The organism is Dietzia sp. CH92, assembly GCF_032248695.1.
In the GTDB taxonomy this organism is placed as follows: Bacteria; Actinomycetota; Actinomycetes; order Mycobacteriales; family Mycobacteriaceae; genus Dietzia.
Map to the genome: position 1 here is coordinate 330417 of NZ_JAVHXC010000003.1, position 16182 is coordinate 346598.

General features: G+C 71.3%; 14 protein-coding genes. 4 read left to right on the plus strand and 10 right to left on the minus strand.

Annotation, left to right across the window (positions count from 1 at the left end):
- Positions 1 to 234 precede the first annotated feature (234 nt).
- Entirely contained in the window at positions 235 to 2064 is a 1830-nt protein-coding gene (locus tag RWK90_RS07970) for an arylsulfatase (protein ID WP_314036554.1), read from the plus strand.
- 163 nt (positions 2065 to 2227) lie between these two features.
- Complete coding sequence (locus RWK90_RS07975) at positions 2228 to 3085, plus strand: formylglycine-generating enzyme family protein (RefSeq protein ID WP_314036556.1); 858 nt, start codon at positions 2228 to 2230, stop codon at positions 3083 to 3085.
- 79 nt (positions 3086 to 3164) lie between these two features.
- Here RWK90_RS07975 and RWK90_RS07980 read toward each other — a convergent pair whose 3' ends face one another.
- Positions 3165 to 3554 (minus strand): hypothetical protein, encoded by a 390-nt coding sequence (locus tag RWK90_RS07980; RefSeq protein WP_314036558.1) that lies wholly within the window; start codon positions 3552 to 3554, stop codon positions 3165 to 3167.
- Positions 3555 to 3820: 266 nt separating this feature from the next.
- On the opposite strand from RWK90_RS07980, the gene RWK90_RS07985 reads away from it, so the two are divergent.
- Complete coding sequence (locus tag RWK90_RS07985; RefSeq protein ID WP_314036560.1) at positions 3821 to 3997, plus strand: hypothetical protein; 177 nt, start codon at positions 3821 to 3823, stop codon at positions 3995 to 3997.
- Between the two features lie 103 nt (positions 3998 to 4100).
- Here the strand turns inward: RWK90_RS07985 and RWK90_RS07990 are convergent, their stop codons facing one another.
- The 7 genes from RWK90_RS07990 to RWK90_RS08020 all read right to left on the minus strand — a co-directional run bounded on the left by RWK90_RS07990 (position 4101) and on the right by RWK90_RS08020 (position 9283).
- Positions 4101 to 4277 (minus strand): hypothetical protein, encoded by a 177-nt coding sequence (locus tag RWK90_RS07990; protein ID WP_314036562.1) that lies wholly within the window; start codon positions 4275 to 4277, stop codon positions 4101 to 4103.
- Positions 4278 to 4375: 98 nt separating this feature from the next.
- A complete protein-coding gene (locus tag RWK90_RS07995; protein WP_314036564.1) occupies positions 4376 to 4726 on the minus strand; it encodes an Lsr2 family protein in 351 nt (116 codons plus the stop codon).
- Between the two features lie 334 nt (positions 4727 to 5060).
- Positions 5061 to 6884, minus strand: a complete 1824-nt coding sequence (gene dnaB, locus RWK90_RS08000) for a replicative DNA helicase (RefSeq protein ID WP_314036566.1) — start codon at positions 6882 to 6884, stop codon at positions 5061 to 5063.
- Between the two features lie 457 nt (positions 6885 to 7341).
- The gene (gene rplI, locus RWK90_RS08005; protein ID WP_314036568.1) at positions 7342 to 7794 is read right to left on the minus strand and encodes a 50S ribosomal protein L9; all 453 of its coding nucleotides are present in this window, start codon (positions 7792 to 7794) and stop codon (positions 7342 to 7344) included.
- Between the two features lie 114 nt (positions 7795 to 7908).
- Complete coding sequence (locus RWK90_RS08010) at positions 7909 to 8496, minus strand: single-stranded DNA-binding protein (RefSeq protein WP_314036570.1); 588 nt, start codon at positions 8494 to 8496, stop codon at positions 7909 to 7911.
- A 92-nt stretch (positions 8497 to 8588) separates the two neighbouring features.
- Positions 8589 to 8876 (minus strand): 30S ribosomal protein S6, encoded by a 288-nt coding sequence (rpsF, locus tag RWK90_RS08015; protein ID WP_031264380.1) that lies wholly within the window; start codon positions 8874 to 8876, stop codon positions 8589 to 8591.
- A 146-nt stretch (positions 8877 to 9022) separates the two neighbouring features.
- Complete coding sequence (locus RWK90_RS08020) at positions 9023 to 9283, minus strand: LuxR C-terminal-related transcriptional regulator (protein ID WP_314036573.1); 261 nt, start codon at positions 9281 to 9283, stop codon at positions 9023 to 9025.
- 177 nt (positions 9284 to 9460) lie between these two features.
- Here RWK90_RS08020 and RWK90_RS08025 point away from each other — a divergent pair, with 177 nt between their 5' ends.
- Positions 9461 to 13513 carry an AAA family ATPase gene (locus RWK90_RS08025; protein ID WP_314036575.1) on the plus strand — a complete coding sequence of 1351 codons (4053 nt, stop codon included), beginning with the start codon at positions 9461 to 9463 and terminating at the stop codon, positions 13511 to 13513.
- A gap of 706 nt (positions 13514 to 14219) precedes the next feature.
- On the opposite strand, the gene RWK90_RS08030 is transcribed toward RWK90_RS08025, so the two are convergent.
- Both RWK90_RS08030 and RWK90_RS08035 read right to left on the minus strand, forming a co-directional pair.
- On the minus strand, positions 14220 to 14411 hold the full coding sequence (locus tag RWK90_RS08030; RefSeq protein WP_314036577.1) for a hypothetical protein: 192 nt from the start codon (positions 14409 to 14411) through the stop codon (positions 14220 to 14222).
- Positions 14408 to 16165 (minus strand): glycosyltransferase 87 family protein, encoded by a 1758-nt coding sequence (locus tag RWK90_RS08035; protein ID WP_396230300.1) that lies wholly within the window; start codon positions 16163 to 16165, stop codon positions 14408 to 14410. Before RWK90_RS08035 ends, RWK90_RS08030 begins: the two co-directional genes overlap by 4 nt.
- Positions 16166 to 16182 lie beyond the last annotated feature (17 nt).

Here is a 16182-nt window from a genome sequence, read left to right on the forward strand (position 1 = left end):
GGCGCCTCCTCGACCTGGCTGTGCCGTGCTCGCGGACCCGGTCGGGTCCCGTTGCGGCCGACCCTAGTCCTGTTCGCCGGGCTCGTCGCCCGGATCCGGCACCGCGCCCCGGCCCGTGCAATCCACGCCGGTCCCGCGGCGCGGGTCGAGCGCTCGGCCGCGATCCGAGACCGCTTCCGTCTGGCGGAAGTGCAGTGCGGCGCCGCGCGGTGTGTGCCCCCTACCGTTCCGCCTGTGATCCACACCACTTCCCGCCGCCGCTCCGGTCCGCTACCCACCGGGTTCGCCTTCGGCGCCGCCGTCGTCCTCTCGGCCGCGCTCGCCGGGTGCGGAAGCTCCGCCACGTCCGCGTCCGTCGCGCCCACCTTCCCCATCGAGGTCAACGGGCAGGAGCGCCCGAACGTCCTCATGGTCCTGCTGGACGATCTCGGCTACTCCGACCTCGGGGTGTACGGAGGCGAGGCCGAGACTCCAGTCCTCGACGCGCTGGCCTCGCAGGGCGCGCAGTTCACCGACTTCCACGCCACCCCGTTGTGCGCGCCCACCCGCGCGGCGCTGCTCACGGGGCAGGATCCGCACATGGTCGGCCTCGGCTCGATGGAGGGTATGGCCCCGCCCGGGGTCGATCCCTCCACCCCGGGATACAAGGGCAGCCTCGAGGGCGAGCTCACGAGCATCGCCGAAGTGCTCGGGGACGCGGGCTACGACACCTACCAGGTGGGCAAGTGGCATCTCGGCGCCGAGGAGGGGCAGACCCCGCAGGACCTCGGCTTCGACGAGAACTTCACCCTCTATGACGCCGGCGCCTCCTACTATTCAGACCGCCTGCGACTGTTCGACCGCCCCGTCGATCCGGTCGACACCGTCAGGTACGAGCGGAACGGCCAGCCCGTGGATTCCCTGCCGGAGGACTTCTTCGCCACCCGCTTCTACACCGACGAGATGATCGACATGGTCGACCGCGGCGCCGAATCGGATCGACCCTTCTTCGGCTACCTCGCCTACACGGCGCCCCACGATCCGCTCCACGTGGAGAACAAGGCGCTCATCGACGACTATCTCGAGATCTATACCGACGACTACGACCACGAGTCGTTGCGGGCCGAGCGCATCCAGCGGATGGCCGATCGCGGCCTGGTCGACGCAGACGTACCGACCCGCTGGCCCGAGCAGTCACCGGCGCCCGAGACCCTCACCGCCGAGCAACGCCGCGACCTGGCGTACCGCATGGCGGTCTACGCGGCCACGATCCACGAGACCGATCAGCAGCTGGGCCGGGTGATCGACCACCTGAAGGACACCGGCGAGTACGACGACACCCTCATCGCCGTGGTCAGCGACAACGGCTCCTCCGCCAGCACCCAGGCCATGTACACCGGGCACGGTACCCGGGAAGGGTGGCACGAGAGCGCCTACCCGCTCCTCGGTCGACTCGAGTCCTACGGACACCGGGGATCGTTCCCGTCCATCGGGCTCTCCAACGCACAGGTGGCCTCCGGTCCGTACTTCCAGGCCAAGAACACGCTCTTCGAGGGCGGTATCCGGGTGCCCGCGATCATCAAGACCCCCGCGTGGAGCGGCGACGGCGCTCCGCGCATCATCGACACCTTCGCCCACATCACCGACCTCTACCCGACCTTCGCCGACTACGCGGGTGCCGACACGACCGGTGTCGGTCTCCTGGGCGACTCCGCCCGACCCGTCCTCGAAGGCAACTCGGACACGATCGGGGACGACGAGTTCGGCTGGGAGCACTTCGGCCACCGCGCCTACCGGGCCGGGGACTGGAAGCTGCTCTTCACGCCCGAACCATTCGGCGGCACCGGGGACTACGCCCTGTACGACCTCGCGTCCGACCCCGGGGAGACGATCGATCTCAGCGCCGAGCACCCGGACATCGTCGACGACCTGGCCGGCCGGTGGGATCGGTACGCCGCCCGGAACGGCGTGGTCGCCGTGGACTTCGCCGGCGTGAACACCGTCGCCTCGGCCGCCGCGGCCGGGTGGTACGCCATGGACTGGGTGACCGAGCCCTCCGTCGCCACGGGGGCGCCGGGTGAGTGACTGTTGCTCGCCGCGCGGTGATGACCTCCGCGGCGAGGCCGAGCCCCGTCGGCCTGCCGCCCCGGCCACCACCGGAGCCCCGGACACCGCCGCGCCGCGAGGGGCGGCCGGGCCGCGCGGCAGCACGACGGGGCCTACTGCCGCTCGGGACCTGATCGACGCCGTGGACATCCCCTCCGGGCGCTTCGCCATGGGAGACCATGACGGCGTCGGCTACCCGGCCGACGGGGAGTCACCCGTCCACGAGGTGGAGATCAGCGGATTCGCGATGGCCTCCACGTCCGTGACCAACGCGCACTTCGACCACTTCGTCACGGCCACCGGATACCGGACGACCGCGGAGCGACTCGGCGTCTCCGCCGTCTTCTACGCGGCCTACCAGGGGCCGCGATCCCACATCGTCCGACAGGTCCCGGGAGCACCGTGGTGGCTCGCAGTCCGGGGCGCGAACTGGCGCCGTCCCGACGGCCCGGGGTCCACCGTGGCGGGCAGGGGCGACCACCCCGTCGTCCACATCTCGTGGGACGACGCGGTCGCGTACTGCACGTGGGCGGGCGGTCGTCTACCCACCGAGGCCGAACGGGAGTACGCCGCCCGCGGCGGGCTCGCCGGCCGCACGTACACCTGGGGCGACGACCCCATTCCCGACGGGACCTGGAACTGCAACATCTGGCAGGGCACGTTCCCGCACCACAACTCGGCCGACGACGGATACCTGACGACAGCGCCCGTGAAACGCTATCGGCCCAACGGATACGGACTGTGGCAGATGAGCGGGAACGTCTGGGAATGGTGTCAGGACTGGTTCGACCCCACCTACTACTCCGGCTCCGCGTCCCGCGACCCCCTCGGCCCGGCGTCCGGCGATCGCCGAGTGATGCGCGGCGGGTCCTATCTCTGCCACGACTCCTACTGCAACCGCTACCGGGTGTCGGCGCGCAGCTCGAACACTCCCGACTCCACCGCCGGCAACATCGGATTCCGATGCGTGCTCCCGGGTCCTCCCCCGCCGACTCCCTAGGGCCGAGCGGGCTCCCCGGCGTCGTCCACGTCCGCACCGCCCCACCCACCGGTTCGGCGGCGGTGGCGACGCGCGTTCGCTACCGGCCGTCGGGCACTTCGTCGTCGTCGTTGTTCTCGTCGCCGTGGATCTCGTCGTCGTGGTTCTCATCGTCGCCGCGCGACCAGACGTCGGCGAACACCAGGTGGCCCGTGCCGTCCGCCGATACCCAGCACCCGCCGGTGTAGGTCCCGGTGACGGACGGGCACTCGTGCGCGAGCGCGTAGACCTGCGCGGCGAGGTCGGCGACGTCGAGCGCCCCGTCGGCGTCGCGGTGCGGGGTGACGACGGCGGTGCGGTCCGGCACCACGCCCGGCCGCCCCCACAACGTCACGCGACGGGCGCGCAGGTCGCCCGCCCGCGCCAGCCGCACCACCCGCCTGGCGACCGTGTCGCGATGCGTGCCCGAGATCGGTTCTGCGATATCCATGCCCGGCACCCTCACACGGCCCACCGGGCTCGCGCCCTCGTCGGCGACCGGTCCCGCTGGCGCTGTGGACGCGGCCCCGGCGCTGTGGATCGCGGACGTTCCGGCCCCGACGCTATCGATCACGGGCGCCCCCGGAGGCGGCCGATGCACAGGAACAACTCAGCACGCGTGCGGTCGGAACGAGAGGGAGTCGCTGTTACCCTCGGCGAAGTGAGCGGGGATCACTCCCGGCTCGCGCCTCATGCCCGTCGAAAGGAGACACATCCATGGGTTCTGAAGCTCTCGGATCGCTCGGTTCGCTCGCCGCGGGGTCGCTCGCGGCGCCCATCCTCGGCTCGCTCGGCCTCGGCTCGCTGCTCGGTGGCCCCGGTAGCGGCGGCGGAAGCTCGACCGATTCGCTGACCGGACTCCTGCCGACCGACCTGCTCGGCGGTCTGTCCTAGCTCGACTTCCCGGCGACCCGGGGGCAATCGTCCCGGACCTCAGGTCCGGCGGGCGGGGTCCCCGGGTCGTTGCGTGCGAGCGCCCCGGAGCCAGGGCGGCAGATCAGCGCTGCAGGTCAGCCTGCGGCGCCCGGCCGTCGATCGCCCGGACGGCCACGTCGAGGTGGGTGGATTCGACCAGCACATCGTAGGAATCGGCCTCCATCGTCTGCACCGACGAGAAGTCACGACGCCCGCCGGTCGACGCGTGGCCGATGCCACCGAAGATCGCGCCCCACAATGCGCCGAAGCCGAGCGGTGTGTGCCGTACTCGGGTGTCGAGAGGTCGTCGGATGCTGGTTCCGACGCCCCGCGAGTCTGGTACCGAGCAGCCGCAGGCTAGTGAGCCGCGTTGTAGGCCTCCACGATCTCGGCATGAATCCTGCCGCGACCCGACACGGCGTGTCCGTTCTGGACGGCCCACTGCCTGATTTTCGCCGACTCACTCTGGGCCGACGACCCGGACTTACTCCGAGTGGCCTTGTCCGCCCGCTTCTTGGCCGGGGTCACCCGCTGCGCCGACCTGACGTAGATCTCCATGGCTTCGCGGAACGCCGCAGCGTTCTTCACCCCCAGGTCGATCGTGTAGGCCTTTCCGTCGAGGGCGAACTCGATCGTTTCCGCCTCGTCCGGCGCCAATGTCGCACCGTCGAGATCATCGATATAGATCGGCTCGTAGCGGATCGCCACTTCTCCCCCAATGTCCGTGCGTCACTTCCGCAGAGACCCTACGCGCGCCGAGAGAGATACCTCGGCTTCCGCTATCGCCGCCCCAACGGAGTCTTGGCTGGTCAGCGGGCATTGAGGCGAGATCGCTTCACCCTGGTTTTCACCCGCGTTTTCATCCTCGCCGGCCCGGTATTCACATTCGGCCAGCGCCTCACCGCGAAAGGTAGGTACGCCCAGAGGGATTGACGGGGATCCCTAGGTCCACGATGTCGCTTAACCCCGCGTGAATGACATTCGGGGTATCGCGATCGCACTCATCGCCGCGAATCACGGCTATGTACGGACTTCTCCTCGCCTACAGCCCCCGCGCCATGTCGACGAAGCGCGAGTAGTGGAGCTGGTGCGCGACCGTGATCGTGGACGTGGGACCACCACGGTGCTTACCCAGGATGAGGTCGGCCTCGCCGGCGCGCGGATCGTCGCGCTCGGACGCGTCCGGGCGGTGCAGCAGCATGACGATGTCCGCGTCCTGCTCCAGCGAGCCCGACTCACGGAGGTCGGAGACCTGCGGCCGCTTGTCCGTCCGCTGCTCCGGCCCACGGTTCAGCTGCGAGATCGCGATCAAGGGCACGTCGATCTCCTTGGCCAGCAGCTTCAGCTGACGGGAGAACTCCGACACCTCCTGCTGACGGGACTCGACCTTCTTGCCCGAGGACATCAGCTGGAGGTAGTCCACCACGATCAGCCGCAGGTCGTGCTTCTGCTTGAGCCGCCGTGCCTTGGCGCGGATCTCCATCATGGTCATGTTGGGCGAGTCGTCGATGAACAGCGGCGCCTCGGAGATCTCGCCCATCCGGCGCGCCAGACGCGTCCAGTCCTCGTCGCTCATCTTGCCCGACTTCATATCGGACAGCTTCACGCGAGCCTCGGCGCTCATCAGACGCATGACGATCTCGGTGCGGCTCATCTCCAGCGAGAACACCACGGAGGTGAGCCCGTTCTTGATCGAGCAGGATCGCATGATGTCCAGGCCGATGGTGGAGTTGTGCGTGGGGATCGCGGTGGGGCCCGCCAGGTACAGGTGGTCGGCCGCGGCCACCTCGATGCACTTCACCGGAACACTCTCGGCCCCGCGCACGTCGGTGATGAGCCTGGCCGCACGGCCGGAATTCGGGTGCTCGGGGACGACGATCCCGAAGTCGCACACCAGCATGAGGGTGTCGAGCGACTTCGTGGTGACGATCTGCTCGGTGCCGCCCATCTCGATACGCCACTCGTGCTCGGCATCGGCCACCAGCTCGGTGCCGTCGTTGAACCGCACGGTGTAGCAGGGACGGTCCTCCCACACCTCGGTCACGGCCACGACCTCGGTCGGCTGGCCGTCCGCGCCCAGCACGCGGTCCCCCACCGCCACCTCGCCCATGGTTGTCTGCCCGTCCGGGGTCGGCAGGACCGTGTCCAGGGCGAGAGCCTTACCGACGCCGGGGCGCGCGGCGATGATGATCATCTGACCGCCGTGCAGGCCGTTGGTCACGGCGTCGAGGTCCGCGAACCCCGTGGGAACGCCCTGGGCGAGACCGCCCGCGGTGTGGATGTTGTCGATCTCGTCCATCGTGGGCTGCAGCAGCTCCTCGATGATGACGTAGTCCTCGGTGGTGCGGCGCTCGGTGACCTCGAAGATCTCCGCCTGCGCCCGGTCCACGACCTCCGCGACGTCCGAGCCCTCGGAACCCGAGTAGCCGTACTGCACGATCCGGGTGCCCGCGTCCACCAGACGCCGCAGCACCGCCTTCTCCGCGACGATCTGCGCGTAGTACCCGGCGTTGGCCGCCGTGGGCACGGTCGAGATGAGGGTGTGGAGGTACGGCGCCCCGCCCGCCCGCCGCAGATCGCCGCGCCGGTCGAGCTCCGCGGCCACGGTGACGGCGTCGGCCGGCTCCCCCCGCGCGTAGAGGTCCAGGATGACGTCGTAGATCGCCTGGTGCGCGGGCTTGTAGAAGTCACCCGGCTGGATCTCCTCCACCACGTCCGCGATGGCGTCCTTGCTCAGCAGCATGCCGCCCAGCACGGACTGCTCGGCGGTGAGATCCTGCGGCGGGGTACGTCCGAACTCCCCGCCACCACCCTCGTCGGGCGGAGGTGGGAGCTCGTCGGGACCGCTGTATCCCGCCTGCGCCATGACCGCTCCTCTTCCACTGTCGAACTCGACCGCCCGGCCGGCTCCCGTCGGAACCGCCGCGCGACCCCTTCACTGTAGGGCACCGCCACGACACGCCCGGCGTCCCGCCCCCGCGGTTATCCACAGGTCTATCCACATTTGCGGGAGGCCGCTTGTGGACAACTGTGAATGGTTGGGGGTTACGCAGGGCCGATGCGCGTATCACTGTGGACAACCGGTGGAATACCCAGGTCATTTCCGTCAAAACCGCAGGTCACCGGCATCATCGCAGGTCGCGGCGTCCGTGGAGAACCCCACTTAGCACGTGAGGGATCGGGACACAATGGCTAACGCAGGGTGAACCTGACGAATCCGAGAACCGCCGGGACCCTGGCCTTTACACCGGGTTATCCACAGGCCGTCCACAACGGCGAGGGCCCCGGCCGTCACTGTGACGACCGGGGCCCTGCGCGGCGTATCAGGCGGGAACGACCTCGACCGCGACGCGCGCGGTGGTGTCGTGACCCAGGTCGACGACAACGCTGTGGCTGCCGGTCGCCTTGATGTGCTCCTTGGGCATGGCCACGGAGCGCTTGTCGAGCGTCGGGCCGCCGGCGGCCTTGATGGCCGAGGCGACGTCACCGGCGGTGACGGAGCCGAACAGCTTGCCCGTGTCGGAGGTCTTGACCGCGACCTTGACGTCGGACATCGACTCGAGCTTCTGCTTGAGCTCGTTGGCGTGATCCGAGTCCCGCACCTCGCGGGCCTCACGGGCACGCTTGATGGACTCGATCTGACGCTCGGCGCCCGGGGTGGCCACGATGGCCAGCCCGCGCGGGAGCAGGAAGTTACGACCGTATCCGCCCTTGACCTCGACGATGTCGCCCGGCGCACCGAGCTTGTCGACGTCGGCGGTGAGGATCAGCTTCATGATCCGTCTACCTTTCTTTCCTCCGACGGACCCGACCTGGGCCGGATTGTCGCGAGGTCATGTCTCATGCTTGTGGGGTGGGACGCCGGCAGCGCCCCGGGGAATCGACCCGATCTAGAACGGGGGCTCGTCGTCCATGCCGCCGAAGCCACCGGAACCGCCGGCCTGCGGGGCGCTGCCCCACGGGTCGTCGTTCTGCTGGCCGCGACCCTGGCCGCCGCCGTAGCCGCCCTGCGACTGACCGCCGCCGAAGCCGCCCTGGGGCTGACCGCCGCCCTGGAAACCGCCACCCTGCTGGCCGCCGCCCTGGAAACCGCCGCCCCCGCCGCCTTCGCGGTTGGTGCGGGTCACCTTGGCGGTGGCGTACTTGAGGGACGGACCGACCTCGTCGACCTCCACCTCGTACACCGTGCGCTTCTCGCCCTCACGGGTCTCGTACGACCGCTGGCGGAGCCGGCCATTGACGATGACGCGCATGCCCTTCTGCAGCGACTCGGCGACGTTCTCCGCCGCCTGACGCCAGACGTTGCAGGTGAGGAACAGGCCTTCGCCGTCCTCCCACTGGTTGGTCTGCGAGTTGAAGCGACGCGGCGTGGAGGCGATCCGGAAGTTCGCGACCGCGGCACCCGACGGCGTGAACCGCAGCTCGGGGTCCGCGACGATGTTCCCGACCACTGTGATGGGGGTGTCGCCCTGTGCCATTCGCTTGTCCTCCGTGTTTCAGGCCTGGTGTGGATGGTGATCGGAGGCCGACCGACCGCGCCCAGAGTACCGGGGTGGTCGGACAGTCCGGGTCACTTGTCGGCGCGCAGCACCTTTGTGCGGAGAACGTTCTCGTTCAGACCGAGCTGGCGATCCAGCTCCTTGACGGCATCCGGATCGGACTTGATCTGGACGACGGCGTAGATGCCCTCGGTCTGCTTGTTGATCTCGTAGGCGAAGCGGCGCTTGCCCCAGACATCGACCTTGTCGACCGATCCACCCTCTTGCCGGATCACGTTGAGGAACGTGTCCAGCGACGGCGCCACGGTGCGCTCGTCGAGACTGGGATCGAGGATGACCATCACTTCGTATTGACGCATGGGACCTCATCACCTCCTGTGGACTACAGATTCGGCCACGGTGTCTCCGTGGCAGGAGGGTCGTTGCGTCAGCAACCGCTCAAGGCTACCCCGCCTGAACTCGGCTGACGAAATCACGCCGGAGCGCCGCCCCGCCCCCGTACGGCTCAGAGGTCCTCGAGCCGGACGTACCCGTCCTCCACCGCGCGCAGCAGCAGACGCACCTTGGTGCGTGCGGGTCGGCCCACCGCCTCGTATTTGGACCGGACCCGCTGGATGTAGGTGCTCACGGTCGAGTCGGCCAGGAACAGCCGCTCGGTCACCTCCCGTTTGCTGTCCGACGCGAGCCACGCGACGAGGACCTCGACCTCGCGCTCGCTGAGCTCGGGCCGGTTCGCCGCGGGTGAAAAGTGAAGTGTCGCCGTCATGGTGCCCTCCGTCTACATGAACGTGAGTTCATCCTGAGGAGTCGCACGGCGCGCGTCGACCTCGTGCGAGATGTCCGGACAAGTCCGTACGCGGGCGTCGTCCGTTCGCATGAAATACCAGCTTCTGCTGCGGTTTCCGACCCCGTACACCCGTGACCTGGCCGTACGATGTTGACCGTGGACACCACCCGCGGGGCCGGCAACCCGACCGACGATCGATCAGTTCCCTCTCAGGTTCAGACCCGGGAGGAGCTCGGCGCCGCGTTCACGGCGCTCCGCGTGTCGGCCGGTCTGTCGGTCCGTGACGTGGTCCGGTCGGTCCCGTCTCTGACCCTGGGGACCGCGTCGGGATGGTTCTCCGGCGGGCACGTGCCCACCCGCGCGAGCGAGTCGACGCTCGTCGAGATGCTCCGCCTCCTCGGCGTGGACGACGCCCCGGCCATGGAGGAGTGGCGGGCCGCGGTCGAGCGGGTCCGCTCCCTCCCCGGCCCGCGCCGCACCCGCCGCACCCCGCCCGCGCGCCCGCGCGACCCGCACGCGTCGACGGGCCGGGGCGGGTCGACCGGTGCGGAGCCGACCCCCGCCCGCCCGGCGCCGCACACTCCGGTGCCCCAGCCCGACGACACCGGCAGCCCGTACGTGGGCCTGCGCCCGTACCTCGCCGAGGACGCCCCGCTCTTCCACGGCCGCCGGGCCGAGGTCGACCAGGTCCTGCGGCGACTGGCCGCCCCGCGCGTCCGGCCGCTGATGGTGGTGGGGGCGTCCGGCTCCGGTAAGTCCTCTTTGCTCGCGGCGGGTCTCGCCCCCCGCTGGGCGGCCGGGGACGCCGGGGGCGGGGTCCGGGGCGGTGACCACGTCGACGGCGACGACGGCGACGCACGGGTGGCGATCGTGAGGCCGTCCGAGGTGACCGCGGAACTGGCCGACGGCGGCGGCCTGCTGGTGGTGGACCAGCTCGAGGAGATCTGGGCCGACGATCTCGACGCCGGACGACGCGCGACCGTCCTGGACCTGCTCAGCCGCCGCGCCGCCGCCGGACGCCCGACCGTTCTGGCGCTGCGCGCGGACTTCTTCCAGGCCGCCCTCGCCGAGCCGGTCCTGCGCGAGGCCCTCGACGACCCGGTCGTGCTGGGCCCTCCCAGCCGCGAGCAACTGGCCGAGATCATCGTCGAACCCGCCCGCTCCCTGGGCTACACGGTCGAGCCGTCGTTGGTGAACCTGCTGCTCGACACCGTCGCCCCCACCCACGCCGGCCCCGACGAGCGCTCGCTGCTGCCCCTGCTCTCGCACGTGCTCCTCGTGTGCTGGGAACGCAGCCGCCGCCGGCGGATCACCGTGGACGACTACTACTCCACGGGAGGGGTCGAGGGCGCCGTCCGCGCGTCGGCGGAGTCCGTCTACCAGCAGCTCGACCCGGCGGGACGGGCGCACTGCCGGACCCTCTTCCTCCGGCTGGTCGACGTCCGTTCCGCCCGACCCGTCCGCCGCCACGCCCCGCTCGCCGAGCTGTCCGAGGATCTCCTCGTCGTCGCCACCCCCTTCGCCAACGCCGGCCTCCTCACCATGGACGGCGACTCGGTGACCCCCACCCACGAGGTCCTCTTCTCCTCCTGGCCGCGGCTGGTCGACTGGATCGACGCCGACCGCGAAGGGCTGCGCGTCCTCGCCCGCGTCCGCGCCGCCGCCACCGACTGGGAGGACTCCGGCCGCGGCGACGCCGCCCTGCCCCCGGCGTCGGCCACCGCCGACTACCTGAGATGGAGGGACGACGACGAGGTCGCCAGCTCCCACCTGGCGGAATCGGAACGGCAGTTCCTCGCCGCCGCGGAATCCCACCACCGCTCCGTGGCCCGGAGGGACCGCAGACGCATCCGGGCACTGACGGGGCTCGCGGCGTCGTTGGCCGTGGTGACCGTGCTGGCCCTCGTCTCCAGCGTGCTCGCACTCCGGGCCAGCGCCGACGCCCGCCACACCCGCGATGTCGCCCTGTCCCGCTCCGGATCGGTCTTGTCGACCACCGCGTTCAGTCGCGACCCCGGGCTCGGGCGCGCCCTCGCGCTGGCCGCGTACCGCATCCTGCCCACGACCGAGGCGCGGTCGGCCCTGCTCAACACCAGCCGCGCCGACGTGCCGCTGCGGTTCGAGGCCGCCGCCGGCACCGGACGCGTAGTGGCACTGCCCGACGGCGCCGGGGTCGCCTCGGTCAGCTCCGACGGCGTACTGCGTCTGTTCCGCGCGGGCGACGAGGCCGCCTTCGCCACCCTCGCGCTCGGCACCGGCCCGCGGCACGAGCTCTATGACGTCGACCTCTCGCCCGACGGCTCCGTCCTCGCCGCCGCCGGGCAGGGCGGGGTGCACCTGGTCGACGTGCGCGACCCCCACGCGCCCGTCGCCCTGTCCGTCCTCGAGTCCGGGGAGGTCCCCTTCCATTCCGTGGCCTTCTCCCCCGACGGCGTCACGCTCGCCGCCGGCACCGGCGACGGCCGCGTCCTGCGCTGGCCCCTCGCCGCCCGCGGCGGGGCGCCCGCCGTCACCGACCAGCGCGCGCGGATCGCGGTGCCGGAGCCCGGCGCCGAGGTCGCCAAGCCCGTCGAATCGCTCGCGTGGCTGCCCGACTCGCGGACCCTGCTGGTGGCGAACCGGACGGCCGGGGTCAAGACGCTGGTGGACGCCCACGCCGACGGACCCGGCCGCCGCGGGCCCGCCCTCGACACCGGGCCCGTCGCGCTGCCGCTGTCGTTGGCCGTCAGCGCGGACGGCCGTCGCGTCGCCGCCGGCACCACCGGTCGCGCGGTGCAGATGTGGCAGCTGCCGGACGGCGCCGGGGCGGGCTCCGCTGGCTCGGGGGCCGGATCGGGCGGCTCGGGCTCCGCTGGCTCGGGGGCCGGCTCGGGCTCCGCTGACTCGGGGGCCGGCTCGGGCGGCTCGGGGGCGGCGGCAGCACTCGCGGGGGCGCGGGCCCTTCCCGAGTTGACCGGCTGGAACGCCTACGTCAACGACGTCGCCTTTGACGACCTCGGCCGCCTCGCCGCCGCCGGGTCCGACGAACGGATCCGCGTGTACGACCCCGCCGGTCGCCTGCTCACCGAACTCCCCGCCTCGCAGGTCGCGACCGGGGTCCGGTTCACCGACTCCGACCACCTCGTCACCTACTCGGTCGACGGCCTCATTCGGCTCTGGCCGCTCGGGCGCCTCGGGGCCGCGTCGGAAACCAACTCCATCTTCCAGACCGCCTCCTCGCAGGATCGGACCACCGGGGTCCTCGGCGTCACCGCCGCGGAGATGCACCACACCGTCGTCGACACCACCGGCCCCGTCCCCCGTGAGACGGGCCGCGTCCTCCCCGACGACGGCACCCGCTTCTCCGGTTCCGTCGCCATGTCCCCCGACGGGCGGGCCGTCTACGCGGGCCTCGCCGACGGCGGACTGCAGGTGTTCACGGCACCGTTCGGACCCGCCACCCGGTCGGTCGCGAGTCTGCCCGTCACCTCGGGCGTCGTGGTGGCCAGCCCGCTCAGCCCCGACGGGCGGACGCTCGCCGTGTGCAGCGACACCAGCCCCGACCTGGGCCTGGTCGACGTCACCGACCCCACCCGCCCCGAACTCCGGGTGACCGTGCCCCTGCCGGACCCGTGCGTGGTCGCCGAGTTCTCCGCCGACTCCCGGCAGCTCGTCGTCCCGACCCTCGGGCCGGAGACCGTCATCCTCGACACCGCCGACCCCGACAGGCCGTCCGTCGCGCACCGGCTCACCACCGGGATCGGCGCCTCCCCGTCCGCCGGGTACGCCCACCACTCGCCGCTGCTGGCCACCTCCGGCGGCGACAAGACCATCCGGCTGTGGGACGTCTCCGACGCGACCGCTCCCGCCGAACTCGCCTCGTTCACCGCGCCGCCCGGAGAGATCTACTGGACCGCGTTCTCCGCCGACGACGACCTGCTCCTCATCACCTCGAGCACCGGGCAGGTCACCGTCATCGACGTGACCGACCCCGGCTCGCCCGAACCGTGGGCGGTCCTCGGCTCCACCACGGATCCGCTGCTCTACCAGGGACGCAGCGCCTCCCCCACCGGCGGGCTGCTGGCCGTGGGCGTCGAGGGCGCCATGTGGATGTGGCAGCTCGACCCCGACCGCGTGGTGAGCGAGGCCTGCGCCGGCGGCGTGCAGCTCACCGCCGAGGAATGGGAGCGCCACTTCCCCGACACCGAGCCGTTCGACCTCTGCGAGTGAGGTCCGGCTACAGCCGCGGGCGTGCCTGCGCGCGGCGGCGGGCGGCGGGCCGGGCGGCGCCGGCAGGGCGGCGGCGGGGCGGTCCGGGCGGCGGCGGGGGGGGCGGCGAGTCTTGCCGGGCGCCTGCGGTCGGCAGCGGGTTCGAGCAGCGTCGCAGCGTAAGCGCCCCGAGTCGCGCTGGCTGGCCGACCTACGCGGGCCGAATGGACCAGACCCGCAGCACAACCCGGGCGCAAGTGTGCATTCCGCCAGCGCGGGTCAACGAGGCAGCGCACCTGGCGGCACTCGCGCTGCCGAAATGCCCACCAGCCCTGTCACCGAGCGATCTCCCAGCACACCCGACCGCAGTCGCGCTGCCGGAATGCTCACCAGCCCGGGTGGCGGGCATTCCCGCAGCACACCCGGCCGGACTCACGCTGCCGAAATGCCCATTCGCCCCGGCGGCGAACCTGGTCGCAGCGTAAGCGGTCCGAGTCGCGCTGGCTCCCCGACTTATGCGCGGTGAATGGACCAGACCCGCAGCACAACCCGGCCGAGAGTGTGCATTATGCCAGCGCGGGTCACGGAGGCAGCGCATCTGGCGGCACTCGCGCTGCCGGACTGCTCAGTCGGCCGGGCCGGGCCGCCACTCCGGTCTCGGGCCGACGCCGAGGCTGGGGACGGAGCCGACGCCGAGGCCGGAGCCACAGCCGACGCCGGGGCCGGGTCAGCCGTGCTGCAGGCCGATCGTCAGGGCCTGCGTCACCGGGATGACCGTGAGGAACAGGAACGCGGCGACCGTCCAGCCGATCCACACCGGCTGACGCCACCCCGCGCGGTAGCCGCCGGCGGCGGTCACCATGCAGATGAATCCGATCAGGATGCACAGGAACATCCAGATCATGGCGCTGGTAGTCATCGGATCGGGTCCTTCGTCTCGGGGTCGGCGGGATCGGCCCCACCGGGGTCTGAGGGGTCGGCTCGGAACTCGAGCGGCGCGGCCGGCGGGCCCGACTGCTCGGAGGCGGACGCGGCGATCGCCTGGACCGCGGAGTTCGCCTGGGCGGAGGCCGAACGGGCGCCGGCCGAGCGCGTGCCGGCCGAGCGGACGCCGGCCGAGCGGACGCCGGTCGGCCGCGCGACGGCCCGATCGGCGGCGGGCCGGGTGACCAGGCGCTCCGCGGGATCGGCGAGCACCCCGGCCAGCGGGTCCGGCCCGTCGGGGCCGCCCTGGTGCGTCATGCGGACCCGGTCGAGGTGCGGCCGGTAGATCTCCGCGATCACCACCGCGCACACCGCCACCACGAGCAGATCGCGGACCAGCACCAGCGGGTGGAACAGCTCGGGGCCGATCCCCTTGTTGGCCACCCCGTGGAAGTACGACATGTGCGCCACCCACAGCAGCGCGTCGAACGCCATCCACGTCAGCAGCAGCCGCGCCCGGGGCACGGCGAGCACCGCGAGCGGCACGAGCCACAGTGAATACTGAGGGCTCCACACCTTGTTGGTGAGCAGGAAGAACGCCACGATGAGGAACGCCAACTGCGCGATCCTCGGGGTGACGGGCGCGGTCAGTCCGATCGCCAACACGGCCAGGCAGGCCACCGCGAACAACACCAGCGAGACGGCGTTGAGCGTGGCCGGGGCCTCCCCCGCGGCGCGGCCGGCGTCGAAGCCCTGCCAGCCGGTGAGCGTCTGGATGACGACGTAGATGCTCTCCGGGTTCGCGGGCCGGTCCGAGTTGAGCCGGAAGAACTCCCGCCACCCGTCGGGGAACGGGATCATGATGGGCAGGTTGACCGCCAGCCACGCCACCACGGCGGCGACGGCGGCCTTGCCGAGCTCGACGAACCGGCGGCGGCGAAGCGCCACCACCAGCAGCGCGCCGAACAGGAACAGCGGATACAGCTTGGCGGCCACACCCAGCCCCAGCACGACGCCGGCCCACACCGGGCGGCGGCGGGCCCACAGCAGCAGCGCCACGGAGGCGAACATCACGGCCATGAGGTCATAGTTCGTGAAGGCCTGGAAGACGATGAGCGGGCTGGCCGCCATGAGCAGCGTGTCCCAGGGCCTGCGTCCGGCGGACCGGTAGGTGGCCCACACGGCGACCATCCACATGAACGCCAGCAGCACACACCCCAGGGCGAAGTAGACCACCACCTCGAGCGGCCCGCCCGGGAAGATCTCGTGCAGGGCCTGGGCGGCCCGCGCGGTGACGTACTGGAACATCCCGGACAACACCGGGTACTCCATGTACCGCACCTCGCCGCCGTCGGCGATCCACGAGTACTTGTAGGGCAGCGCGCCCGTGTCCAGTCCCTCCGCCGAGTAGAGCGGCAGCGGGTCCGCGTAGCAGGCCTTGTAGTACTGCCGGCCATCCCAGTTCAGGCCCGGCTGCGAGCCGTCGGTGGGGTGGGTGGTCTCCAGGCAGGCGGCCTTGGAGAAGAAGCCGAACGCCAGGAAGATCACCGCGAACAGCATGATGACGCGCAACGGCGTCCAGAAGCGCTGACGGCCGACCACCGCGTGCCGGCCGAGGGGGCCGCCCCATGCCCGGAGCGACTCCGCCCCGGGGCCGTCGCCGGGGCGGACCCGCTCGTGCGGCCCGAGCGAACGCAGGTCGTCCTCGAGCGGCAGCGGCGCCACGTGGTCGTCGCCCTGCACGCTCACATCCCGGTCAGACCCGC